Raw genomic sequence first — 22,594 nt, forward strand, 5'->3', positions numbered from 1 at the left:
GCGTCCTCTTTCTGGAGGGGTTCCCGAGCGGTCAAAGGGATCAGACTGTAAATCTGACGGCTCTGCCTTCGAAGGTTCGAATCCTTCCCCCTCCACCAGAATTAAAAAAAGCCGAACAATGCAAATTGTTCGGCTTTTTTCTTTGTCTCTCTATCTGCCAATTATTTAACCATGTTGACGCCCTATATTTAGCGTGTGCCTCGTAATGGCGCCAATAGTGGTTTTAGTCCGTTGTGATCCATTTCTTGCATCAGCGCGAGTAATCTTCCAATTTCCCCCTCAGGAAATCCCTCTCTGGCAAACCAGTTAAGATAATGCCCCGGCAAATCGGCAATGATGCGGCCTTTGTATTTTCCAAACGGCATTTGCCAAGTAACGAGTTTTAATAGGTCTTCTGCTTGCATTGATGCATACCAAAAATATTTTTTGAAATTTTAACCCGAAAGTGAAATGGCTGTCGTTTAACTCTATGTAACCCACAAATTGCATAGGAGTCTAACCATGAAACCAACCTTCGCCCTTTCTGTCATCTCAATTTGCTTATTAAGCGCATGTACTTCCTCTAACGTAAGTACTGCCGTGAAAGAAACGCCAGTCAAAACGGCTCCACAAGTTTCAAACAAGAGCGAAGGCGAGTCTCAAATGGTGGTAGATGCCGCTGCTGATATTTCTGATAAAAAAGTCGCGGCAAGTGTCAGCGCACCAAAATACGCTATGTCTCCTATGCCTGTGATGCGGATGCAAGAGGTGCCAATGCCTAGTTTGGTTGAAAACACAGAAAAATATCAGCATCAAGAAAAGCATGGCGTGATGCGCGTGCAAGATCAACCGGTTTCAACTTTTAGTATTGATGTCGACACCGGTGCTTATAGCAATGTGAGGCGTTTTATTCAGCAAGGAGAATTGCCGCCTGCAGATGCCGTAAGAGTGGAAGAAATGGTGAACTACTTTCCCTACCAATATGCATTACCCGCTGCTACCTCAAAAGAACAGTTCGTTCCTTTTGGTGTTCAAACAGAAATTGCGCCTGCGCCATGGAATGCCAAGCATCAATTACTCAAAATTGGGATTAAAGCCTCCGATGTGGCAAAAGAAACCATGCCGCCAGTGAACTTGGTGTTTCTAGTCGATGTATCTGGCTCGATGGAGTCACCAGACAAACTACCGTTATTGAAAAAAGCGCTGAAGCTGCTAACGCACCAACTTCGCCCGCAAGATAGTATTTCCTTGGTTACCTATGCTAGCGGAACGAAAGTTGTATTGCGCCCAGGGCATACACCTGCAGAAGTAAACCAAGCGATTGATGAGTTGGTGGCTGGCGGTGGAACCAATGGTGCATCTGGCATCGATTTGGCTTATAGCTTGGCCGAGAGCGCGTTTAAGAAAGAGGGCATTAATCGCATTGTGTTAGCCACCGATGGAGACTTTAACGTGGGCGTGACCCGATTTGAAACACTAAAAGATAAAGTCGCAGAGAAAAGAAAAAGTGGCATTTCCTTAACCACGCTTGGTTTTGGGCAAGGCAACTATAACGATCAACTCATGGAACAATTGGCCGATGCAGGAGATGGCCAGTACGCCTATATCGATAACCTAAATGAAGCGCAAAAAGTTTTGGTCGACCAATTTACTTCGTCTATGGTGGTGGTCGCCAAAGATGTGAAATTGCAGTTAGAGTTTAATCCTTCTGTCGTCAAAGAGTATCGCCAAATTGGTTTTGAAAATCGGGCATTAAAAGCAGAAGACTTCAAAAATGATCAGGTAGATGCGGGTGAAATCGGTGCCGGACACACGGTAACGGCGCTTTATGAAATTACCTTGGCAGAGGAGGCGGGAGATCTTCCTGAGTATCGTTACGATGCCAATAAAAAAGGTGCGACAACAAACCGTGCACAAACCCCAAACGAGCTTGCCTATTTGAAACTTCGCTATAAATTACCGCAAGCATCTACTAGTAAAGAGGTTTCATTGCCGATAACACGTGCATCCATGAAATCTGCTAGTTCTGCATCGACAGATTTTCAGTTTGCTGCCGCTGTTGCTGCCTTTGGTGATTATTTAGGTAATCAAGGCAAATACCTCAATCAAATGACGCTAACAGATATCGAGCAACTAGCAAATCGATCAAAAGGGGCAGATCCTTTTGGCTATCGTGCTGAATTTGTTCGCCTCGTCCATCTAAGCAAAGAGTTGACTGCGCGGGTATCAAAGCAAGAAAAAGTTGCAAAAACAATGATGGCTGAATAAAAAAGTTCGTCTATACTTACCGCCTATGACGGATCGATTAGACACTATCTCAGACGAATCCCTGATGTTGCGTTTCGCATCAGGGGATTCTGCAGCATTCTCCGAGTTATATCAGCGACATCGGCAGGGGCTTTATGCCTTTTTGTCACGCCAAACCGGTAAAGTTTCTTGGTTAGACGACCTCTATCAAGATGTATGGATGGCGGTGACGAAAGCCAGATTTAGCTATAAGCCTGAAGCAATGTTTAAAACATGGCTTTACCAGATCGCCTACCATCGGATGATTGATTATCTTCGCCTGCACTTGCCATCGGGGCACTACACGTCTTTAGATGCCGATACCGAGGGAATGGCCATTGCCGAGCAATTGGCAGAGGATGATCATACCTCTCCAGATCAGCAGCTGACACAAAAGCAGATATCTGGACAGCTGCTAAAAGCAATAGATAATTTGCCAATGGATCAACGAGAGGCTTTCTTGTTACGCGAGCATGGCGAAATGTCGATAGAACAAATTGCAAAGATTACTGGTGTACTTCCAGAAACGGCCAAAAGCCGTTTACGTTATGCGGTCGCCAAATTGAAACAAGTGATGATCAGTAGTGTCAGAAGTAAAGAGGAGGATCGATGCCTATGAATAACGATACGGATTTTCGCCGTGACGAAGCATTGGTGTCTTCTGCTTATCACCAAATCGAATTGCCAAGTCCGCCAAATGCGTTGGATGAAAAAATTTTATTGGCAGTAAATACCGAATTACAAAAAAATCGGTTAATACCACCAAGAAACAAATTACCTAGTTTGATTGGATCTTTGTCCATTGCCGCTTCTTTGGTGTTGGCGGTTGGCGTTGGCCTCATGCTAAAAATGAACCAAGCAAATGAAGCGGCAGTATTAATGCCTGAGGAAGTACAGGCTATAAAAGATGCGGAAGCGAGAAAGCAGCAGGAAGAGGCCGCCAAGCACGCTAAAGCTCGGTTAGCCAAGCCGCAATCAATAGCCAATGCTGATTTTGCAGAAGCCTCTCCACAAGCTGAGCAAAGCCCGGTGCCTCCTTCAAAAGAAGCGAGCCAAGGGGCGCCAACGGCGGATGAACTAAATAAAGTAGCGAATCCATCCACGATGCAAATGGAGCCAAGATTGGCAAAGGTTCCGCCACCATCGGCCTCTACACCTAGTGTTGTCGCGAAAGCGGTCGTACCAAGCCCTGTATCTGAATCTGCGGTAGTCACAGCAGATGCGGCAACGCCCAAAGAAACAAAAGTAGATAACAGAAGTGCTGCAGCGTCAGCTGCTGTATTGGCAGACAAAGCCCCGGTTGATAAACCGCAGGCAGCAAATGCTTCTGATGCTGCGAAGAAAATGGCGGCCAAAAATGAAGTTGTGCCAGCAATAGAGGCTGCGCCTGTAGCTGCCGCCGCCCCTGCGCCTACAGTCGTAGCAAAAGAGGTGGCGAAGCCAAAGATGGAAATTAAAGCCAAAACCGCAACTGAGTGGTTAAGCGAAATTCGCCAACTCAAACGAAACGGGCAAGAGAAAAAAGCAGACCAAGAGCTAGGTAGATTCAAGGCATTTTATCCAGAAGAATCTATCCCGGCAGATCTTCAATAATGTTTTTATGCGCTTTACATTTCTTTGAACCAAACTTTGATGAGAATCAATATCAAGTAAGACCAATTGCTTTACAAAGCAAACTATTCGCACATTAACTTTTGCTGACGAGTGTTGATTGGTTCTGATTGGCAGGTAAGCGGTTGCTACTTCTTACTTGCCACTTATCATGTAACTAAAGTGGACGATCATCCATTCTCCAAACGCCGTTAGCAGCTAAGCATAGATGGGGTAGTTTGGTATGGCTTTCTTGGAATGGACATCAGAGTTAAACACCGGCATTGACGTCATTGATAACCAACACCGTAGAATCGTTGATTACATTAATCAACTAGATCAGGCAAAAGCGCAAAATGATAAAGCGCTCGTTGCCGAGGTGATCGACTCTACAATTGATTACACCATGTCCCACTTCGCATTTGAAGAAGCCTTAATTGAAGATGCAGGCTACCCTTTTGCAGGTCCTCACAAAAAAGTGCACGAACTCTTTATTAAGCGAGTAACCCGCCTACAAGAACGTTTCAATAAAGGTGAGGATATAGCTGAAGAGCTGCACAACTTGCTTTCTAGATGGTTATTTAGTCATATCCGTAGTGATGACTTTGCCTACGTCGATTCAGTTCGCAAAAGCATGCAAAATCTATTGTCCCAAACTCAGCCAGAAGGTTGGTTTACCAAAGCTGTTGGACGCTTTTTTAGAAAAGCCTACTAACCAACGGTTAAAAACGCGACATCCCTGAATGTGCTTCGGACATTCATCTTAGATATGACTGCACATCCTTACCATATTGTGGGAGGATGTGTTTTCTTTCTCATTTACGCTGGCATTTTTTCATGACGACCATTTTTACAAGACACCCTGCAGCCAATCTGTCTGGCTTTGAAATTACCTTCGTTAGCCGCGAAACGCCAAATGTGGAATTAGCGATGTCCCAGCACAATGCTTACGGAGAGACGCTAAAGCAGTTTGGACATGAAGTTGTCGTGCTACCTGCTTTAGAAGAATTGCCAGATAGTATTTTTGTAGAAGATGTCGCGGTTTTATTTCCAGAAGTGACTGTGCTCACACGTCCCGGCGCACTTAGCCGTCAACCGGAAGTTAAACATATTTCTGAATCCCTATCTGCTTTGAAGAAACCGATTGTTAGTATTGAGGCGCCAGGTACACTAGAAGGTGGAGATGTCTTACGAATTGATAAGCTTGTTTTTGTCGGTGTGACCTCTCGTACCAATGAAGAGGGAATCAATCAGTTATCAAATATTCTCGCAACCTATGAATACACGGTCATTCCTGTGGAGGTTACGGGTTGCCTGCATTTAAAAACAGGTGTCACCGCGTTAGATGATGAAACTGTATTGGTAAACCCAGAGTGGTTAGATACCTCTGCATTTGCAGGCTTCGATCAAATTGACGTCGAAGAAGACGAGCCTTGGGCGGCTAACGTACTAAAAGTAGGTGATCAGATTTTTATGAATGCAGCGAGCCCGAAGACGCAAGCAATCTTAAAAGAAGAGGGCTACAAAGTGCATAGTATCGATATTAGCGAATTCATGAAAATGGAAGCCGGTCTAACTTGCATGAGCTTAGTGCAGCCAATTCGCTAAAAGCCAATATCTAAGCAGGGTTATCTATCTACTTTACATAGTAATATTTGTTTTATCTCAAGATGCAAATCGGGTGATAATAGCTTTTTTTAGCTTGCAAACTACAAGACTCAAAGCGGAGATAGCTGCGAAGGGTCTTGAGAGACATTACTATGCCAATCTTTGATACCACACGCTTCAAATGGCCCTTTGATGGATTCATTTCTTCCATGCTCGGGGCCATTTTGCTCGCGCTATTTATTCCATCTGTTGGTGCTAGCCACGGACCTTTGCATTTAGATATCGTCACCGCTTGGGGTGTCGCGTTGGTCTTTTTTCTTAATGGTGCATTGTTACCAACAGAAAAGCTGAAAGCAGGCTTTAAGAACTACCGATTGCATCTATTGGTGCAAAGTAGTACGTATATCTTATTTCCAATTCTAGGGCTTCTAATTGGCTTCTTGCTAAAGAATTGGTTAGATACTAGTTTGGTATTGGGTATCGTTTATCTGTGTGCGTTATCGTCCACGGTATCGTCTTCTGTCACCATGACGACCATTGCAAAAGGCAATGTCACAGGGGCGATATTTAATGCCACATTGTCTACTTTGCTGGGTATGTTGCTAACCCCGTTATTGGTTAGCTTCTATGCTAGCAAAGGGGCTGCAGGTAGCTTTTCATTTGCCAATGCGATCATTGCCATTGCGATTCAATTGCTTTTACCTTTTATTGTTGGCCATCTACTGAGAAAGTGGCTATTACCCTTTTTGAAAAAGGGAATGAAAGTTGTTAATAAAGTAGATAAAACAGTGATTGTGCTGATTGTATTTAATGCCTTTTGTGACTCCACGCTTTCTGGCTTATGGCATCAGCAGGGCATTAGCTTACTGATTCAAGCGCTAGTCGTTGCTGCAATCCTGCTGCTGCTGGTGTTAACCATTACCGCAAAGCTCTCACGAGTAATGGGCTTCTCATTAGAAGATGAAATTGCAGCAGTGTTTTGTGGTTCTAAAAAGAGTGTGGCAAATGGTGTGCCGATGGCCAAAATGTTATTTGGCAGTAGCGTTCCATTAGGACCAATCGTATTGCCAATTATGATTTATCACCAATTGCAGCTTATTATTTGTGCAATTTTGGCAAGAAAGTATGCACAGAAAGTCGAATTATTAAATTCTTTAGAGAAATCTTAATAAAAGACTAGACAAGACTAGGGAGTGCTGACATAATTCCAAGTCTTGGGGCGACTGTGGTGAAATAGGTAGACACAAGGGACTTAAAATCCCTCGGCGCAAGCCGTGCCGGTTCGATTCCGGCCAGTCGCACCAAAAATATAAAATTAAGGACATAGAATATTCTCTAGTCCTTTTTTTTCGTCTGTAGTTTCCCTCTAGCTTCTTCCGACTTTCTTCTTGTTTTTGATGTGCACAGCACAATCCTTCAGTAATATAAATTATCGTATTTCAATCGTTCGTCCACTTCCTGCATTCGCTTTCATATTGGCTTGATAATTAAATAAGCAATTAATACTGATTGTGCTATACCTAAAGCATAAATAATTAATTGCCTTTCCTCTCTTGTGATTTTTGAGGAACAGGTTTGCAAAATGGGGGCTATGTGTGGCCAATCAACATCATGAATTAATTCGTGCGATCTTAAGTGCAGGGGCAACACTCGGTTTGGGTGTGGTTTGCCAGTCGCTAAATGGCGAATTACTTGGCACAAACTCATTAGCTAATGAATGGTTCAATCAGCATATCAATGCATTATGTGGAATATCTGAATGCGAAACAGGGCTGGTCATTACTGATGAGCTTGGGCGGTCATTAGATAAAAGCATACTGCCTAGTGTTAGGTGTCGCCGGCAATTGCAAGATCAACCCGGTAAATTGATTGCAATCATTGATGATGGCGCCACGCCATTTTGGTATGAGATTACGGCGAGCCTGAGAGAGCTTGCAGATGAAAAATGTTCTCGAATTGTTGTTTTAACGATTCGCCCAGTGACGCCGCTAGTAGCAGAAAATACTCGCTTACATGGCAGTCATTTGCTCGCGATGGCTTCTACAGATGCTGTTTTGTTGTTAGATGGTAATGGTATGGTGTGCATTGCCAATCCTGCATGCGATAGATTATTTTGGCAGCCATCCCCAACCATGCTTGGTATTCACCTTGCTGAGCTGTGGCCAGATAAGCAAGGCTGGCCTGCTGTCGAAAGTAGCATTCTGTTGACACTAGAAGGTACCCCTCAGCATCTAGTGACTTGGAGCGAAATAGGGCGTCTAGGTTGGCGCTGTATTGATATTCGAATGGCACCGTCTTTTAATATGCTGGGTGAAATAGATGGTGTGCTTATTTCGATTCGGGATATTAGTGAATCCACTCAAAAATTAAGAATGATGGCTCAGATTCAATCCATGACGAAAATAGGAACGTGGATGTTGTTCCCATCTCTTGATAATGGTTACTGGGATGAAATGTCCTATCAGCTTCATGGCTTAGATGCTGACAGTATCGTTCCTTCGTTGGTATGTGCCGATTTGTTTTATGAGAAATTGAATGCAGATGCATATTGCCAAGCGGTGAAAAGATGTTTTGCAGATGGCACGCCGTTTAGTTTAGATTTAAGACTAATCCAGCACGTGGTAGAGGGGCATTGGTTGCGTGTAACTGGCACCGCGGAATGGCGTGATGGCAAGGTTCAAAAGGTGATCGGCACTTTCCAAGAGATTACCGATCTTCGTTCACAGAATGAGCAATTATCACTGGCAGCTATTTTGTTTGAAACGATTAGTGATCCTGTTGCAATTGCCGATGCAGATCAAATGATTGTAGCGGTGAATCCTTGCTTTGAAAGGGAAACAGGGTTGAGTGCAGATGATATTTTGGGCCGAATGATTGAAGAAGTGTCACAAGCTATTGTGGCGAAAAAACCAATGTTGTCTAGACCGAAGATCCGGGCAGTAAATGATGCTAAAGGACGTTTAGCGCATCATATTGTGGTTTGGTAATAACGCCTGCTCTTTTTAGTAAAAACAAAAAGGGGATCGATATTCGATCCCCTTTTTTATTGCCATAGCATCTGAATAGATTATTCAGGAGTATTTGCTTGTGTTTCAACTTGTTGCAGCGATTCAACAGCCTCAGTTGTCGCTTTTGGCTTGCGACGACGGGTTGTCTTTGGTTTCTCTACTTCCGCTACAACGGTTTCAACAGGTGCATCTACTACTTTTTCTGCTGCCGTTTCCACCAATTGAAGTTGCTCTGGTGCTGCAACCTCAGGCTTGGTGGTTTTACGTCTTGTCTGGCGACGTGGTTTTGCAGGCGCTTCTTCTGCTACCTCAGTTGTCGTTACTCTGGTTTCAATTGCATGCAGTTCTTCTGCGGGCTCTGCTGCAACTGGTGCCTCTGGTACTTTATCTGCAACGACAGTTTCTACCACCGGTACAGCTACTTCAGTAGGCGCTACTGCAGGAGCCTCTTGTGGCACTACTGTGTTGGTTTCAACGGCCGTTGTGCTCTCAGAGGCGGGCGTAGTGATAGAGCTAACAATCGCTTCGACAGTTTCAGTTACCTTCACTTCTTCTTTTGAAGGAGTAACAACTTCAACTTGGCTTGCGGTATTGTTTTCAACCACTGTTTCGGCAACCTGAACAACAGAAGGCGCTGCTACAGCTTCTTCGACTTTTGCCTCTGCAATAGGTGCTGGCGCTGGTGTAATTTCTACAGGAGCGCTAACTACCTCTGATACAGCTGGTGCAGCATTGGACTCAGCGTTAACCAATACATCATTTGGTACAAATGCTGTGTTCTCTTCTGAGCTACGTTCTTTGCGCTCACCACGACGGTTGCGGCGGCGGCGATTGTTGCTCTTGTGTTCGCTTTCCGCAGCGTTCTCTGGCGCAGAAGAAACGACTTCGGTACTTACTCGGTTATTACTTTCAGCTGGCTGACGGCTTTCACGAGGTTCTTTTTCCTGGCGCTCAGTATTGCGTTCAGTACGCTCGTTTTTATCGCCACGATCATTGCGATTATTACGATTGTTACGCCCTGTGTTACCCGTTGTTGCTGCGGTTGCTGTTTCTTTGTCTGATGCAACTGCTTCGTTACGATTCTCTTTTTCTTTGCGTCGTTGATTGTTTTCTTCCTGACGCGGCTGACGAGTTTCATCGTTCTGATTGCGTTGACGATCGTTGCTGCGCTCGCCTCTGTCTTGGCGGTTGTTACGTTCGTTACGATTGTTGCGATCGTTTCGGTTGTTACGTCCACGACGAGGTGCTTCGCTAGATTTCTCAGCAGGTTTTTGCTCTTTAATCTGCTCGGTTTCACCCTTTAGCCAGTTAATGATGCGAGCAAAGAAACCTGGTTTTGCCGGTTGCGCTGCTTTTCTCTCTTCAACAATAGGAGCCGGTTGATCTGGCGTAAAGTGTTGAACTGCCGCTTGCTGGCGAACTTCTGTTTTTTGTTTCTGTGCAACAGGCACTTCCACGTCTTCAGAAGGTCTTTCCATCATTTTGTAACTTGGCATGTCATCTTCGTGATGATTCAAGTCGTCGTGGCGAAGACGGTTGATTTTGTAGTTAGGTGTTTCCAAGTGGATATTTGGAATAAGCACCACACTTACTTTTAAGCGTGCTTCAATGGCGTAAATTTCTGCGCGTTTTTCATTTAGCAAGTAGGTTGCAACATCAACCGGAACTTGTGCATGAACGGCGCCAGTATTTTCCTTCATTGCTTCTTCTTGCAAGATACGCAAGATATGAAGCGCAGAAGACTCTGTACCACGAATAAAGCCGGTACCATGACAGCGAGGGCATGGCATGTGCGCAGATTCGCCTAGGCTAGGCTGTAAACGCTGGCGTGATAGCTCTAATAAGCCAAAGCGAGAAATCTTGCCATACTGAACGCGTGCTCTATCGTGATGCAGTGCATCTTTTAGACGATTTTCCACTTCACGCTGATTCTTAGGGTTTTCCATGTCGATAAAATCGATCACGATCAAACCGCCTAAGTCACGTAGACGTAATTGACGAGCAATTTCGTCCGCTGCTTCTAAGTTGGTATTCAGTGCGGTCGTTTCAATATCGCCACCGCGGGTTGCACGCGCGGAGTTAACGTCAATAGAAACAAGCGCTTCTGTGTGGTCAATAACAATCGCACCACCAGAAGGTAGGCTTACCTCACGGCGATAAGCGGTTTCAATTTGATGCTCGATCTGGAAGCGAGAAAATAGCGGTACATCGTCTTTATAAAGCTTTACGCGATGCACATTGGCAGGCATCACATGGCTCATAAACTGGCGTGCTTGCTCGTATAAGCTCTCTGTATCAATCAGGATTTCGCCAATATCTGGCTGGAAATAGTCACGAATAGCACGAATCACAAGGCTAGATTCTTGATAAATCAAGAACGCACCTGTTTGAGAAGTGGCTGCGCCTTCAATTGCATTCCAAAGTTGCAATAGGTAGTTTAAGTCCCACTGCAATTCTTCAAGCGTTCTACCAATCGCAGCAGTACGTCCAATTACACTCATTCCATTTGGCGAGTCTAGTTGGTCTAGCAATGCACGTAATTCGTTACGCTCTTCGCCTTCAATACGACGAGAAACGCCACCACCACGTGGGTTGTTAGGCATTAACACCAAGTAACGACCAGCCAAGCTAATAAAGGTGGTTAGTGCTGCACCTTTATTGCCACGTTCGTCTTTGTCTACTTGGACAATGACTTCCATGCCTTCTTTTAAGGCGTCTTGAATACGTGCGCGGTGATCAGTTCCAGGAAGGAAGTATGAGCGGGCAACTTCTTTGAATGGTAAAAAGCCATGGCGTTCTTGGCCGTAATCTACAAATGCTGCCTCAAGACTAGGCTCGATGCGGGTAATAACACCTTTGTAGATATTGCTTTTACGTTGTTCTTTGCCAACGGTTTCAATGTCTAGGTCAATTAATTTCTGACCATCAACAATCGCGACGCGCAGTTCTTCAGACTGCGTCGCATTAAATAACATACGTTTCATATTTTTCCCCGCGCGCCATGAAAGCACGGGATTCACTGTACTGGCCGTTGCAGAGGCAATTGGCACTACCGACAACCAGTTTGTTACAGTTCAACGACTGTAGAACAGTGCATTTCGAACGAGCGAATGCTTTTCTTGCATGATTAAGAGAGGCTCAATAGCCCAAAGTTACATTGAGTCTCAAAAATGCTTGTTCCTTAATGTGATAGTAGATAAGGGCGAACCCTTTACAGGTGGTTTATTGTCTTGTACCGGTATTGATGCATGAGCTGGCAGTCAACAGGTGAATAAGAGGTCATCTTGCTTTTGATGTACCGGTTTTTCTATGAAAAACAGGCAGATATCTTTGCTTTTGATAATATTATTCTTCGTTTTCTGACATTTTCCAGTGTGTCTTTTCTCTATTATTTGGCAGGGCGCTAACCATCAGCATTCAACCTGCAGCGTCACCACCAAAGTGGCCGTCTTCGCATCCTGTCTGGTTACACTATATTTCAGCTTAAATGACCAATTTCAGTTTATGGGAGTCATTTGTTATCTCAACCACAATGAAATGGGCTTTCAAATAGTGTACTTGCTTGTTTGATGCGCCGATTATATTGGAAAAAACTTTAACAACCGAAAACCGTGCCAGCAGCTTTTTTCTATCATGCATCCGACGTTACGCCGGTATTCTAACTTCCTGTATTTGCGACGATCACAAAATGAAACAAAAAAACATTTGATGCTTTTCAGCGCGCAAAATTTTTAATGTATTGCGATCACTACTTATTAGCGTTAGGCGAGTGATATTAGCCTTGCATGCGTTAACCTTACGGTGACGTATAAACCACTTGTTGAGTGAGTTAAACGGTATCTGGTGCGCAGCAACCAGATGTCGGTGTCCGTCTTATCACGAATCCTTGGCTAGGGGGCAAGCGCAAATCTGACACGTATTGAATATAGAGGTTGGCATAACTTCGTGAGTCACACCAAAAATAACCTCTGCCAATAGGGGTTCAGCGGTATACTTGCACCTTTAATTAGCCAGAATTAGCTGTGTAATGGTGACTACCGGTAAAAAAATCAAAGAGCGGGGCAGCCGAGCTTCAAAAGAAAAGCCCACTACTGAACGTAGTATACGCAATGTTCCTGCTCCCCGTAAAGAAAACCTCGAAGTGGTTCGGGTAAAGATCGATGAAGACGAAGCAGGACAACGCTTAGACAACTTTTTGATGAAGCGCCTGAAAGGGGTGCCGAAATCTCGCATCTATCGCATCATTCGCGGCGGAGAGGTGCGCGTGAATGGAAAACGAGCGGAAGTGAGTGATCATATTCAAAAAGGGGATGAGATTCGAATTCCGCCCGTTCGTGTGGCGGAAAAACCTGCTTCACAAACAGATACCTCGACTATTCAGACGGTTGAGTTCGAGGTGCTATTTGAAGATGAAGCATTATTAGTGATTAATAAACCATCTGGTGTCGCGGTGCATGGCGGCAGTGGTATTTCACGAGGGGTGATTGAGCAATTACGCATTCAACGCCCAAAAGCGAAGTTTTTAGAGCTAGTACATCGCTTAGATCGAGAAACCTCGGGTGTGTTATTGGTGGCCAAAAAGCGGGCTGCGTTAGTCAAGCTTCACGAAATGATGCGTGCCAATCAAACTGATAAGCGTTACTTTGCGCTTGCCATTGGTGCGTGGACAAAGCAAAGCTTACATGTGAAAGCGCCATTGCATAAATTCTTGCTCCCAGATGGCGAGCGCCGCGTTCGCGTAGAGTCTGGTGGGCTGGCTTCACATACTATTTTCCGTTTACAGAAAAAATGGAAAGACTTCGCTTTATTGGAAGCAGAACTTAAAACGGGCCGTACTCACCAAATTCGTGTTCATTTGCAGCACGAAGGTCATCCAATTGCAGGGGATGATAAATATGGTGACTTTGCTCTCAATAAGCAATTGCAAAAGCAAGGTCTAAAACGCATGTTCCTTCATGCATGGCAAATGAAGTTGGCGCATCCTATCTCTGGTGAGCCACTGGTTTTGCAGGCCAAAATGCCGCCAGATCTACAGAAATTTATTGATCAGTTGCCAAAGAACGAAGGTTAAGAGCATGGCAAAATCACGCGCATATGATTTAGTGGTGTTTGACTGGGATGGCACGTTGATGGATTCGACAGCCAATATCGTGAATGCGCTTCAGTACGCATTTACAGAAATTGGCTTGCCCATTCCTTCTCGTGAAGATTGTGCGTATGTGATTGGTTTAAGCTTGCAAGATGCCATGAAGTACCTTGCTCCAACGATGAATGAATCTGACTACCAAGAAATCGTATTGAAGTACCGAGAGCACTATTTTGAGAATGCAAACCAAATGGTGCTCTATGACGGGGCAACTCAATTATTAGAGAAACTTGAAGCATCTGGTCATTTTTTGGCAGTAGCGACAGGAAAGTCCCGTTTAGGTCTAAATGATGCATTGAAAGCAACCGGTTTAGAGGGGGTTTTTCACACAACTAGATGTGCTGATGAGAGTTTTTCGAAACCAAATCCTGCGATGCTCTTCGAGGTGATGGATAGGGTGGGGATGACCGTTGAGCAAACGATCATGATTGGTGATACAACGCATGACTTGCAAATGGCTAAGTCGGCAGGTACGCATGCCATCGGTTTGACGCACGGCGCCCATGCGAAAGAGGCGCTAAGTAAGCTTCCCAATCGTGCAATTCTGAATAACTTGCATGAGCTTCTTGAGTGGTTTGAGGCTTAAAGAGTCAATTGCCAGTGGGGACGTTTGTGAGCGATTTACCTAAGAAGTATCTTATTTGCTCAGTCTCTGAGTTAATAGAAAAAGGATTAGCCTTTCGCTTTCAGGTTGAGCTGGATGGAAAAAGAAAGCCTGCCTTCATTCTGAAATATGAATCTCAGTATTTTGCGTATCTGAACGAATGTGCTCACATCCCCGTCGAAATGGACTGGCAACCGGGGGATTTCCTCGATATTGATAAAACCACCATCCTTTGTGCGATGCATGGCGCGGCCTACCTACCTGATACCGGCTTGTGTGTTCGAGGTCCATGTAAGGGGGCTAGGTTAAAAAAAATCCCGATCTATGAACAAGAAATGCAACTAGTGACGGATTTACCAGTCTTTCCTGACGAATAGCAGTTGTTGAGTGTTAATACGCTCATTTGAGCGTGGTTGACGACAATCGCCTAATGAATATAACAAAAGGGTTTTCTACACATGTCTGATTCATCTAATCAAACACCAAATACCGAACCAAACTGGGAGAGGAAGGTATTGGAAGGTTTAGTGAAAGATGTATTAAAAGAGCAACGGGTAAAACGCCGTTGGGGCATCTTTTTTAAATTGGTTTGGTTAGGCATTATCGGTCTTTCTATTCTGTTGATGATTGGGTTGTTTAGTGCGAACGAAGCGCCGGAAACCACTCGTCCGCATACGGCATTAATTCGGTTAGATGGTGTGATTGCTGCAAATGAAGAGGCGAATGCAGAAGCAATTATCAAGTCTCTACAAAAAGCCTTTGCCGCACCAAATACCAAAGGGGTTATTTTAAAAATTAACAGTCCTGGTGGTAGCCCTGTTCAAGCAGGGATGATTCATGATGAGATTTTGAGGCTCAGAAAGCTCAACCCAAGCATTCCTTTGTATGCTGTAGTGGAAGATATGTGTGCTTCCGGTGGTTACTATGTGGCAGTTGCTGCAGATAAAATTTATGTGGATAAAGCAAGCTTAGTCGGTTCAATTGGTGTTTTGATGGATGGTTTTGGCTTTACTGGGACGATGGAAAAACTAGGTGTTGAACGCAGACTAATCACGGCAGGTGAGAATAAAGGGTTTATGGATCCATTCTCCCCGTTGAATGATGCGCAACAAGGCTACGCGAAGCAAATGTTAGCCCAGATTCACCAACAGTTTATTGATGTGGTCAAAGAGGGTAGGGGAAATCGCCTAAAAGAAGATCCTCTCTTGTTTAGTGGCCTAGTCTGGAATGGTGCAAAAAGTATTGAGATGGGGTTGGCTGATGAATTGGGTTCTGTTGGTTCCGTCTCTAGAAATGTATTAAAAGCGGAATTCATTGTGGACTATAGTCCTAGAGACTCATTTGCTGCGCGATTGGCTAAACAAGCGGGCGTCCGTTTTGGTCAAGGTGTGGGAAGTTTGGCAACCCAGCAAACTTTACAATAAGGGTATTTGCATTCATTGCTAGTTTGTTCTAAGATCATATTACCGAGTAACCACCTTTGATAAGGAGGCAATCATGAGCACAATTACCGGAAGTGCTGGCAGTGTTCAGACTGCAGCCCAGATTTATGCCTTTAAACAAGCTGAGGCCGCGTCTGCTAATCAGGTAGGTACTTTGCTAGAAAACTTACCAGAAGTATCTGGTTCTGTTTCTCAGCAACAAGCACAAGCACCTAGTGAACCTACATCAGTGACTAATAACCCTGATAACTTGGGTCAAACCATTGATATCCGTGTTTAACCACTATTAAGTGTTTGATGTTTGCAAAAAAAGCCACCTTTTGGTGGCTTTTTTATTTGTGGCGTTGTTGTTCAAACAGCATTTACTTAATCTCTGCTAACAAACCATTCCTCATGTCTAAACTGGTTTGTTTTAGCGGAAGGGATTAGATAGTTTGCTAGTGTTATCTTCTGTAAATGCGCTGTGAGCACTTGTTTGAAACTTTCTACATCATCAATGCCTTGGTAGGTTTCCATTATCGTACTTGGGTTGTCCTGTTTTTGGGCATAGCCTATTTGTTGGCAATATCCACGCAAAGCATTTTGAAGTGCCCTTACTTCTTCATCCCACTTTTCAAGTTTTGTCAGGTCTACTTGATAGTAGATATATAAATCAACCGACATGATTAGGCGGTTTCATTTTCAAGAGAGTAGGGTGGTTCTTTGACTGTTACCGTTGCACCATTCAAGTCACCAATATGTAATGGCTTATCAATGCTGCTCGACTGAATCACAGCTAACCCTTGCCAACCTTCAGTCGTTTGCACTGCATTCACAATACGTCCACTGGCTTGGCCATTCATTTCTTCGCTATACAGTTGCTGTTCATTCGTGAATGCATCTGTGCTAGCAACACGGTAAGTTCTGCGTTTTAATTTACCTAGATATTGGGTTCTGGCAATAATTTCTTGGCCGGTATAGCATCCCTTGGTAAAACTGATGCCGCCATTCAGTTTGTCTAGATTAAGCATCTGTGCGACAAACTCATCTTGTGTCACGTCAGTTACCCATGGTGTTCCATTTTCAATCTCTGCCAATTCCCATTGTGAGGTCCCCGCTAATGTGGCGTCTTTGGCAAAAGCATCCCAGAGTGTTTGCGCTTGTTCGACTGGTGCAATCCACATAAATGCATTGGTTGAAATGGCAATGCAAGTTGCACGATCAACCTGTGCAGTTTGCATTGGAGCGAGAGTGACACCGAGTACTTTGTTTGACAGTTCTGCTGCTTTTTGTCCCACTAATCCAAAACAAACCAATTGGCTGGGCAGGTCGCTTGCTTTAGACTTGGCACGTAGAATGTACATGGATAGTCGTTTTTGAATTGTTGGCACCAATGTGCTTGGCAACTGCAACATATAACCGTCAGCTTGTCGCCAAATGCGGAAGTTCGCTAATACACGGCCTTTTGGTGTGGATTGTGCACTGTAAACACAGTCAGTTTCTGATATTTTTTTTATGTCGCTAGATAACTGACCTTGCAGGAAGGTGGCGGTGTCTTCACCGATAAAGTGAATAAGGCCAAAAGAAGATAAGTCACAAAGCCAAGTTGCTTGCGTATCTGTGCTCGCCAAGTGTGAGCTACCAAATCCAATGGTTTTGCCATTTTCGATAATCGCGTCTTGTTGTGCTAGAAATGCTTGCCAGTCTTGATTCATGTGCTTCAACCTTTTGTCTATCAAATCAAGCGATCAATGATGTGTCGATGCTTGATTATTGAATAACCGATTAATTGATTAATTTAGTAGGGTATTGTACCGGATGACATCTATTTTGTTAGTAGTTTCCGCAACTAAGTTTTGGTTTCGGATGTTAGTGCTTCAGTGGTTTGCTACAATCGTGGTCTTAACTATCGTTCTGTATGCTCAGCCGTTAGCTGTACAAGGTGTTGGGCTGCTTTTTGCGCTTGGTTTAATGTTTCGCCAGTGGCAGCAGTATCAGCAGCAGAATAAAGCATTACCCAAGCATCTTATTTTGCATGAGACCCATTTGGTTGTTGGCGAGTCGGACGAGCAAAATACGGAATGGTATGTTGGTAAAGGAAGTATTTGTTGGTTTTGGTTAGTTGCATTGAAGCTAGACAATGATGCGGGTGTCCATCGTCAGTTATTACTGCATAGATCACAGTTCTCTGCTGAGGATTGGTCGACTTTGCTGCGTACACTGAAGATGGGGTGGTCGCAAGGTGTTGCTTCAGCTGAATAAGCTTGTACCCACCTAATTAGATTGGCGTTTTAGCAGTACTTTAATCGCGCCGCTACCACCTTCATTAAATGCAGTTTCGCAGTAAGCTAGCACGCCAGGTAGCTGAGTCAGCCAGTGTCTGACTTGGTGTTTAAGTACCGATTGTCCATTGGGTGATCGGTAGCCTTTTCCATGAATGATACGAACACAACGAATACCTCGATTTCCTGCTTCTGCAAGAAATGCAAGGAGTACGCGCTGAGCCTCATCCCGCGTGATACCGTGAAGATCGATTTCTGATCCGATCGACCAGTTTCCGCGGCGTAGTTCATTGAGTTGGCGATGACTAATGCCCTGCTGACGATAATTAATTAATCCCTCAGCTGCATCAATATCTAACCATTCAGGTGCACTTAAGCCAAATGAAGAAAGTTCGTGAGATTGGTCAATCTCTTGGTGGTGAATTTTGCGGGGTGGTTTTTTTGCGAGATGCCGACGTTTCTCCGCTTGAATCGGGGAAACGTCAGACATTGCATGGCGAAAGGTTTCTATGTCCTCTTCTGTGAGCGTGTGTAAACGCTGGTAAGGGATGAACGCCGGTTTCGCCATGTTGGAACTAATTAACGCAAGCTTTGCAAGTAACGGTCTGCATCAAGTGCCGCTTGGCAACCAGACGCTGCACTTGTTACAGCTTGACGGTAAATGTGGTCTTGCACATCACCAGCAGCAAACACGCCTGGTGCGCTGGTTGCTGTTGCATTGCCATTACGACCACCTTTGGTAACGATATAACCGTTTTCTAGCTCTAGCTGACCAACAAATAGATCTGTGTTTGGCTTGTGACCAATCGCGATAAAGCAACCAGACACGTCTAGATCTTTGGTGCTGCCATCGGTATTTTTCACGCGAACGCCGGTCACACCGGTTGCATCGCCTAGAACTTCATCTAATGTGCTGTTTAATTCAAGGCTGATTTTGCCTTCAGCAACTTTTTCCATTAGATGATCAATCATGATACGTTCTGCACGGAACGTGTCACGGCGGTGAATAAGGGTGACGTGACTTGCGATGTTAGCAAGGTATAGCGCTTCTTCAACCGCTGTATTTCCACCGCCAACCACAGCAACTTTCTGATTGCGATAGAAGAAACCATCGCAAGTTGCACAACCAGAAACACCTTTACCCATAAAGGCTTCTTCAGATGCTAGACCTAGGTACTGCGCAGAAGCACCAGTGGCAATAATCAACGCGTCACATGTATATTCGCCTGCGTCGCCGACTAAACGAATTGGTTTTTCGTTTACTTTAGCAGTATGAATATGATCAAAAATCATTTCGGTGCCAAAACGTTCTGCATGTTGCAAGAAGCGCTGCATTAATTCTGGGCCTTGCACACCATTTGCATCTGCAGGCCAGTTGTCTACTTCCGTTGTGGTCATTAACTGACCACCTTGTGCAAGACCGGTAATCAATACTGGATTAAGGTTTGCACGAGCAGCATAAACAGCAGCAGTATAACCAGCAGGACCAGAACCAAGAATGAGCAAGGGAACGTGTTTAGCGTTAGACATGATATTTATTTCACCTTGTAAGCAGGTTGGTAGATTCAAACGCTGACAGATTGATGGGCGTCAGCTCAAATCTTTAGAAAAATTGTTCACTTAGCATTTTAGCAGGCTTCGTCATGATTGAAGATGGTGTGTGTACTTGTTTTTTCAATCATTCTGATTGATTGTTTTAATAGATGTAATAGCTTGTTACTATACCTAGGCATATTTTTATCATGTGATTGCTATTGTACTTGTCTGGCAAGGTGGTTTTGACAGACGAGGTGATGAAAACTGGACTATAATTTGCTAAATGAATATTTTGGTGCGCTGCAATAGTGTGCGCTAGGTGCTGATATGCCAAGAAGACATAAAGAAGAAGAACACGAAAATCACGAAAGATGGTTGGTGTCTTACGCTGACTTCATCACGCTGCTATTTGCTTTTTTTGTGGTCATGTATGCCATTTCTCAGGTCAATGAAGGTAAGTATCGCGTACTTTCTAATTCGCTGGAGAAAGCGTTTCAAAATAATGAAAATGGTGGTGGCAACAATATTATTGTTGTCGATCCCAATGCGAAGGTCCCTGCAACCGCTACCGCTGGTAAGCCTCAAATTATTGTAACTGCCACCCCAAAAGAAACACCGCAAGCGAAAGCCGCGAAAGAAAAAATGAGTGGTTTGGCTGGTAACCTTGAAAATGTCTTAAAGCCTTTAGTCGATGAGGGGCAAGTAAAAGTAAATCAGACAGCAAGAGGGATTGCTGTCGAAATTAACGCGAGCGTTTTGTTTGCGCCTGCTGATGCCAAGTTAAATCCAGGCTCCATGAAAGCGCTTGGTGCGGTGGCTGATTTGCTGGTGAATGAGAATAATGCCATTCAAATTGAAGGGCATACAGATAATTTGCCTATCAAATCAACGCAATATCCATCTAATTGGGAATTGTCCTCTGCTCGGGCGAGTAGTGTGGTGAGGTTATTCATTGATAGAGGAATATCGCCTGCCAGATTATCCGCCATTGGCTATGGTGAAAATCGCCCGTTAAGCAATAACACAAGCGAAGAGGGGCGTTCTAGAAATCGCCGGGTGCAAGTGACCATTTTGGCGGAGACGCCAGAGCAGGCGGCTTCAATGCCAGCTTTCTAGCAATAAAAAACGCCCTTGCAAGGGCGTTTTTTATTTAGATGACTAGTCTAGATTAAACAATATCTCTGTTTCTAATCAAGCCACTGTTTTCTTCCGTGGTGCCACTCGCCGTGTAAAGCTTAGTGATATTTGCTTGTGGAAGCAAAATATTGAGTTGTTTTTCCTGAAAGCGTAAAGAAGCATCGATGAGTTTGCCATTTTGCTCATTCAGCTTTTTGCTCTCAGCCGCCAAAGAATTCCATTTTCCCCAAAGCGCTGTCTCGCCAATGTTGGCTAGCAACCATTCTTTATGGGTAGCAATATCGGTACTGCCAGAAAGTTTGGAAAGTAAATCTGTCAGCGCTTTACTGGTTACCTGAAGTTCAGATACGGTTTCTTGCTTTTGCTGATTAATGCTTTCAATTGCATTGCCATCACGGCTTGCTAGTGCTTGTTTTTCGCTGTTTAATTGTTCAATCAACAACGAAAGCCCACTAATCTGCTGGTTAAGCAGGTGGGCTAACTGAGGGTCTAGTACATCTGACATAGTAAAGTCTTAACCGGTCGAGCGTTCAGCTAGCAAATCGCGAACGCTTTCAATCAAGCTATCGGCAATGGCTTCAGGGTTTACACTGAATTTCCCTTGCGCAATCGCTTCTTTAATCTCTTTAACCTTGTCTGCATTCACAACAGGTACGTTCGCCATGTTTTGACTGACGGACTGTAGTTGAGATGTCTGGCTCAAGCTAACGGTATCTTCAGGCACAACGCTAGAAGATGCGCTAGTGGTAGAGCTAGTATCTGAACTATCTGTCGTTCGCACGCGGGTATTGGTTTGCGTGTTAAGTTGACTATTTACTCTGCCCGAATTGTCAATTTTCATAATGATTCTCCGAAGCATCATCTTGCGCTAAAAGTTAACGCATGATCACTTGTAGTCTTTATCGGCTATTCTTTCTAAGACTTTAGCTTTTTTTGAAAAAAAATTCACTATAAATCTTAGAAAAAATGAAGGGTGAATGATGGGATGATCAATTTAAGTCAATTAGCACGGTACCATCCGCTTGGGCAACACCTTGAATCATTTGTCCACTTGTCGTTCTTACATTCACATTTTGTCCGGCAAGGGCGTTATTAAGCGATTTTCCCTGCGTTTCTATATGAAACTCGTTACTTTGCGCGATGACACGTACTATCTGATTTTGCGTAATTGCAAATGCGGCACGGAAGTGCTCATTTCTTAAAATATTTCCTGCTGGGATCGCAGAAACTAACATTCTTCCAATGGCTTGATCTGGCGAGGTGATCACTGTATTGGGCAAATCGGCGAGTTCTCTGGTGACAAGAGAGATATCTTCTGCAGAAAGCGTTTTTCCTTGCGGAAGTGGTCGACTGCTAACTACTACTTCAGATTGGATGGAGATGTAGGCCTGAAAAATTAAGCTCCATTTGGCTGGTGAATTGCATTTGACATTGACCGTTGTTCTGCCGATTAACTTTGACCCGTTCGGAAGGCTTGCTTCGGGGGCGTCGCACTTAGCAACGACAATTCTTTTGTCTAATGGAGAGACATCAATACTTACTTTGCCAGGTTTGTTTTGAAGCTGATTGCTCAGGTATTGAAAAACTTGCGAGTGTAATTGACTTAGGTCCTGTCTAGGCACGGCTAAGCAAGTGAATGGAATGAGGAGAAGTAATAGAAGGTAGCTCCTGATCTCATTTAACTTGATCATTCGCTATTTCCTGTTTTTTTCTTGCCCATTGTTTGGCCATTTTGCACGCGTCTGCGACGAATCTCTTTTGGATCTCCAACTAGCGGTCTCAAAATCTCTATTCTGTCCCCCTCGCGTAATGCTTGGCTTGGTTTTGCCAACTTGCCAAAGATACTGGCGTGAATGGGGGCGGTGAGTTGGTGCTGTATGACAATTTGCGATTGGGAGAGCGCTTCTGTCACCGTACAATCAGCATTGACTATTAATTGCTCATATTCTTGCAGATCAGGAAGGGCAAAAACGATTTCTACTTGAATAGACATTAAG

At 44.2% G+C, this 22,594-nt stretch carries 24 protein-coding genes and 2 tRNA genes; 16 read left to right on the forward strand and 10 right to left on the reverse strand.

All coding sequences use genetic code 11. The annotated features are described in order from the left end of the window. Nucleotides 1–13: 13 nt before the first annotated feature. Nucleotides 14–98 (forward strand) — tRNA-Tyr (locus tag LIN78_RS00835). 90 nt (nucleotides 99–188) lie between these two features. Here the strand turns inward: LIN78_RS00835 and LIN78_RS00840 are convergent. Further along, nucleotides 189–404 carry a DUF3820 family protein gene (locus LIN78_RS00840; RefSeq protein WP_227177542.1) on the reverse strand — a complete coding sequence of 72 codons (216 nt, stop codon included), beginning with the start codon at nucleotides 402–404 and terminating at the stop codon, nucleotides 189–191. A 97-nt stretch (nucleotides 405–501) separates the two neighbouring features. On the opposite strand from LIN78_RS00840, the gene LIN78_RS00845 reads away from it, so the two are divergent. The 8 genes from LIN78_RS00845 to LIN78_RS00880 all read left to right on the forward strand — a co-directional run bounded on the left by LIN78_RS00845 (nucleotide 502) and on the right by LIN78_RS00880 (nucleotide 8,450). Next, entirely contained in the window at nucleotides 502–2,247 is a 1,746-nt protein-coding gene (locus LIN78_RS00845; RefSeq protein ID WP_227177544.1) for a vWA domain-containing protein, read from the forward strand. 25 nt (nucleotides 2,248–2,272) lie between these two features. Beyond that, nucleotides 2,273–2,884, forward strand: coding sequence for an RNA polymerase sigma factor (locus LIN78_RS00850; protein WP_227177546.1), 612 nt, complete (start codon nucleotides 2,273–2,275; stop codon nucleotides 2,882–2,884). Then, nucleotides 2,881–3,858, forward strand: coding sequence for a hypothetical protein (locus LIN78_RS00855; RefSeq protein ID WP_227177548.1), 978 nt, complete (start codon nucleotides 2,881–2,883; stop codon nucleotides 3,856–3,858). The genes LIN78_RS00850 and LIN78_RS00855 overlap by 4 nt, the downstream gene beginning before the upstream one ends. A gap of 241 nt (nucleotides 3,859–4,099) precedes the next feature. Next, complete coding sequence (locus LIN78_RS00860) at nucleotides 4,100–4,570, forward strand: bacteriohemerythrin (RefSeq protein ID WP_227177549.1); 471 nt, start codon at nucleotides 4,100–4,102, stop codon at nucleotides 4,568–4,570. Nucleotides 4,571–4,692: 122 nt separating this feature from the next. Further along, complete coding sequence (locus tag LIN78_RS00865; RefSeq protein WP_227177551.1) at nucleotides 4,693–5,463, forward strand: dimethylarginine dimethylaminohydrolase family protein; 771 nt, start codon at nucleotides 4,693–4,695, stop codon at nucleotides 5,461–5,463. A 152-nt stretch (nucleotides 5,464–5,615) separates the two neighbouring features. Continuing rightward, complete coding sequence (locus tag LIN78_RS00870) at nucleotides 5,616–6,632, forward strand: bile acid:sodium symporter family protein (protein ID WP_227177553.1); 1,017 nt, start codon at nucleotides 5,616–5,618, stop codon at nucleotides 6,630–6,632. Nucleotides 6,633–6,682: 50 nt separating this feature from the next. Then, nucleotides 6,683–6,767 (forward strand) — tRNA-Leu (locus LIN78_RS00875). Between the two features lie 291 nt (nucleotides 6,768–7,058). Beyond that, complete coding sequence (locus LIN78_RS00880; protein ID WP_227177555.1) at nucleotides 7,059–8,450, forward strand: PAS domain-containing protein; 1,392 nt, start codon at nucleotides 7,059–7,061, stop codon at nucleotides 8,448–8,450. Between the two features lie 80 nt (nucleotides 8,451–8,530). Here the strand turns inward: LIN78_RS00880 and LIN78_RS00885 are convergent, their stop codons facing one another. Beyond that, nucleotides 8,531–11,455 (reverse strand): Rne/Rng family ribonuclease, encoded by a 2,925-nt coding sequence (locus LIN78_RS00885; RefSeq protein WP_227177557.1) that lies wholly within the window; start codon nucleotides 11,453–11,455, stop codon nucleotides 8,531–8,533. A 1,043-nt stretch (nucleotides 11,456–12,498) separates the two neighbouring features. On the opposite strand from LIN78_RS00885, the gene rluC reads away from it, so the two are divergent. The 5 genes from rluC to LIN78_RS00910 all read left to right on the forward strand — a co-directional run bounded on the left by rluC (nucleotide 12,499) and on the right by LIN78_RS00910 (nucleotide 15,943). Next, nucleotides 12,499–13,542, forward strand: coding sequence for a 23S rRNA pseudouridine(955/2504/2580) synthase RluC (rluC, locus tag LIN78_RS00890; protein ID WP_227177559.1), 1,044 nt, complete (start codon nucleotides 12,499–12,501; stop codon nucleotides 13,540–13,542). Nucleotides 13,543–13,546: 4 nt separating this feature from the next. After that, nucleotides 13,547–14,203: an HAD-IIIA family hydrolase gene (locus LIN78_RS00895; RefSeq protein ID WP_227177561.1), complete on the forward strand. Its 657-nt coding sequence runs from the start codon at nucleotides 13,547–13,549 to the stop codon at nucleotides 14,201–14,203. Between the two features lie 26 nt (nucleotides 14,204–14,229). Then, nucleotides 14,230–14,598, forward strand: a complete 369-nt coding sequence (locus LIN78_RS00900) for a Rieske (2Fe-2S) protein (RefSeq protein WP_227177563.1) — start codon at nucleotides 14,230–14,232, stop codon at nucleotides 14,596–14,598. An 81-nt stretch (nucleotides 14,599–14,679) separates the two neighbouring features. Continuing rightward, on the forward strand, nucleotides 14,680–15,645 hold the full coding sequence (locus tag LIN78_RS00905; protein WP_227177565.1) for a S49 family peptidase: 966 nt from the start codon (nucleotides 14,680–14,682) through the stop codon (nucleotides 15,643–15,645). 73 nt (nucleotides 15,646–15,718) lie between these two features. Then, nucleotides 15,719–15,943: a hypothetical protein gene (locus LIN78_RS00910; protein WP_227177567.1), complete on the forward strand. Its 225-nt coding sequence runs from the start codon at nucleotides 15,719–15,721 to the stop codon at nucleotides 15,941–15,943. Nucleotides 15,944–16,029: 86 nt separating this feature from the next. Here LIN78_RS00910 and LIN78_RS00915 read toward each other — a convergent pair whose 3' ends face one another. Then, nucleotides 16,030–16,326 carry a DUF4936 family protein gene (locus LIN78_RS00915; RefSeq protein WP_227177569.1) on the reverse strand — a complete coding sequence of 99 codons (297 nt, stop codon included), beginning with the start codon at nucleotides 16,324–16,326 and terminating at the stop codon, nucleotides 16,030–16,032. 2 nt (nucleotides 16,327–16,328) lie between these two features. Further along, nucleotides 16,329–17,357, reverse strand: coding sequence for a CAF17-like 4Fe-4S cluster assembly/insertion protein YgfZ (ygfZ, locus tag LIN78_RS00920; protein ID WP_227177570.1), 1,029 nt, complete (start codon nucleotides 17,355–17,357; stop codon nucleotides 16,329–16,331). A gap of 103 nt (nucleotides 17,358–17,460) precedes the next feature. Between ygfZ and LIN78_RS00925 the strand changes: the two genes are divergently transcribed. Then, on the forward strand, nucleotides 17,461–17,904 hold the full coding sequence (locus LIN78_RS00925; RefSeq protein WP_227177572.1) for a hypothetical protein: 444 nt from the start codon (nucleotides 17,461–17,463) through the stop codon (nucleotides 17,902–17,904). Between the two features lie 12 nt (nucleotides 17,905–17,916). Here the strand turns inward: LIN78_RS00925 and LIN78_RS00930 are convergent, their stop codons facing one another. Next, nucleotides 17,917–18,492 (reverse strand): Smr/MutS family protein, encoded by a 576-nt coding sequence (locus LIN78_RS00930; protein WP_227177574.1) that lies wholly within the window; start codon nucleotides 18,490–18,492, stop codon nucleotides 17,917–17,919. 11 nt (nucleotides 18,493–18,503) lie between these two features. Then, nucleotides 18,504–19,454 (reverse strand): thioredoxin-disulfide reductase, encoded by a 951-nt coding sequence (gene trxB / locus LIN78_RS00935; RefSeq protein ID WP_227177576.1) that lies wholly within the window; start codon nucleotides 19,452–19,454, stop codon nucleotides 18,504–18,506. Nucleotides 19,455–19,787: 333 nt separating this feature from the next. On the opposite strand from trxB, the gene motD reads away from it, so the two are divergent. After that, nucleotides 19,788–20,576, forward strand: coding sequence for a flagellar motor protein MotD (gene motD / locus LIN78_RS00940; RefSeq protein WP_227177578.1), 789 nt, complete (start codon nucleotides 19,788–19,790; stop codon nucleotides 20,574–20,576). A 52-nt stretch (nucleotides 20,577–20,628) separates the two neighbouring features. Here motD and LIN78_RS00945 read toward each other — a convergent pair whose 3' ends face one another. The 4 genes from LIN78_RS00945 to LIN78_RS00960 form a co-directional block, all read right to left on the reverse strand. Continuing rightward, complete coding sequence (locus LIN78_RS00945) at nucleotides 20,629–21,102, reverse strand: flagella synthesis protein FlgN (protein WP_227177580.1); 474 nt, start codon at nucleotides 21,100–21,102, stop codon at nucleotides 20,629–20,631. 9 nt (nucleotides 21,103–21,111) lie between these two features. Continuing rightward, entirely contained in the window at nucleotides 21,112–21,438 is a 327-nt protein-coding gene (gene flgM, locus LIN78_RS00950) for a flagellar biosynthesis anti-sigma factor FlgM (protein WP_227177581.1), read from the reverse strand. Nucleotides 21,439–21,586: 148 nt separating this feature from the next. Further along, entirely contained in the window at nucleotides 21,587–22,288 is a 702-nt protein-coding gene (gene flgA, locus LIN78_RS00955; RefSeq protein ID WP_227177583.1) for a flagellar basal body P-ring formation chaperone FlgA, read from the reverse strand. Further along, nucleotides 22,285–22,590: an RnfH family protein gene (locus tag LIN78_RS00960; protein ID WP_227177585.1), complete on the reverse strand. Its 306-nt coding sequence runs from the start codon at nucleotides 22,588–22,590 to the stop codon at nucleotides 22,285–22,287. Before LIN78_RS00960 ends, flgA begins: the two co-directional genes overlap by 4 nt. Between the last annotated feature and the right edge of the window lie 4 nt (nucleotides 22,591–22,594).

The organism is Leeia speluncae, from assembly GCF_020564625.1.
In the GTDB taxonomy this organism is placed as follows: Bacteria; Pseudomonadota; Gammaproteobacteria; order Burkholderiales; family Leeiaceae; genus Leeia; species Leeia speluncae.

Bases quoted from the DNA above. Each gene is read 5' to 3' on its own strand.
- LIN78_RS00945 (WP_227177580.1), bottom strand. From the start codon at position 21,102: ATGTCAGATGTACTAGACCCTCAGTTAGCCCACCTGCTTAACCAGCAG.
- flgM (WP_227177581.1), bottom strand. From the start codon at position 21,438: ATGAAAATTGACAATTCGGGCAGAGTAAATAGTCAACTTAACACGCAA.
- LIN78_RS00910 (WP_227177567.1), top strand. From the start codon at position 15,719: ATGAGCACAATTACCGGAAGTGCTGGCAGTGTTCAGACTGCAGCCCAG.
- LIN78_RS00855 (WP_227177548.1), top strand. From the start codon at position 2,881: ATGAATAACGATACGGATTTTCGCCGTGACGAAGCATTGGTGTCTTCT.
- LIN78_RS00850 (WP_227177546.1), top strand. From the start codon at position 2,273: ATGACGGATCGATTAGACACTATCTCAGACGAATCCCTGATGTTGCGT.
- LIN78_RS00915 (WP_227177569.1), bottom strand. From the start codon at position 16,326: ATGTCGGTTGATTTATATATCTACTATCAAGTAGACCTGACAAAACTT.
- ygfZ (WP_227177570.1), bottom strand. From the start codon at position 17,357: ATGAATCAAGACTGGCAAGCATTTCTAGCACAACAAGACGCGATTATC.
- LIN78_RS00885 (WP_227177557.1), bottom strand. From the start codon at position 11,455: ATGAAACGTATGTTATTTAATGCGACGCAGTCTGAAGAACTGCGCGTC.
- LIN78_RS00895 (WP_227177561.1), top strand. From the start codon at position 13,547: ATGGCAAAATCACGCGCATATGATTTAGTGGTGTTTGACTGGGATGGC.
- rluC (WP_227177559.1), top strand. From the start codon at position 12,499: ATGGTGACTACCGGTAAAAAAATCAAAGAGCGGGGCAGCCGAGCTTCA.
- LIN78_RS00860 (WP_227177549.1), top strand. From the start codon at position 4,100: ATGGCTTTCTTGGAATGGACATCAGAGTTAAACACCGGCATTGACGTC.
- LIN78_RS00925 (WP_227177572.1), top strand. From the start codon at position 17,461: ATGACATCTATTTTGTTAGTAGTTTCCGCAACTAAGTTTTGGTTTCGG.
- LIN78_RS00905 (WP_227177565.1), top strand. From the start codon at position 14,680: ATGTCTGATTCATCTAATCAAACACCAAATACCGAACCAAACTGGGAG.
- flgA (WP_227177583.1), bottom strand. From the start codon at position 22,288: ATGATCAAGTTAAATGAGATCAGGAGCTACCTTCTATTACTTCTCCTC.
- LIN78_RS00840 (WP_227177542.1), bottom strand. From the start codon at position 404: ATGCAAGCAGAAGACCTATTAAAACTCGTTACTTGGCAAATGCCGTTT.
- trxB (WP_227177576.1), bottom strand. From the start codon at position 19,454: ATGTCTAACGCTAAACACGTTCCCTTGCTCATTCTTGGTTCTGGTCCT.
- LIN78_RS00960 (WP_227177585.1), bottom strand. From the start codon at position 22,590: ATGTCTATTCAAGTAGAAATCGTTTTTGCCCTTCCTGATCTGCAAGAA.
- LIN78_RS00930 (WP_227177574.1), bottom strand. From the start codon at position 18,492: ATGGCGAAACCGGCGTTCATCCCTTACCAGCGTTTACACACGCTCACA.
- LIN78_RS00845 (WP_227177544.1), top strand. From the start codon at position 502: ATGAAACCAACCTTCGCCCTTTCTGTCATCTCAATTTGCTTATTAAGC.
- motD (WP_227177578.1), top strand. From the start codon at position 19,788: ATGCCAAGAAGACATAAAGAAGAAGAACACGAAAATCACGAAAGATGG.
- LIN78_RS00870 (WP_227177553.1), top strand. From the start codon at position 5,616: ATGCCAATCTTTGATACCACACGCTTCAAATGGCCCTTTGATGGATTC.
- LIN78_RS00865 (WP_227177551.1), top strand. From the start codon at position 4,693: ATGACGACCATTTTTACAAGACACCCTGCAGCCAATCTGTCTGGCTTT.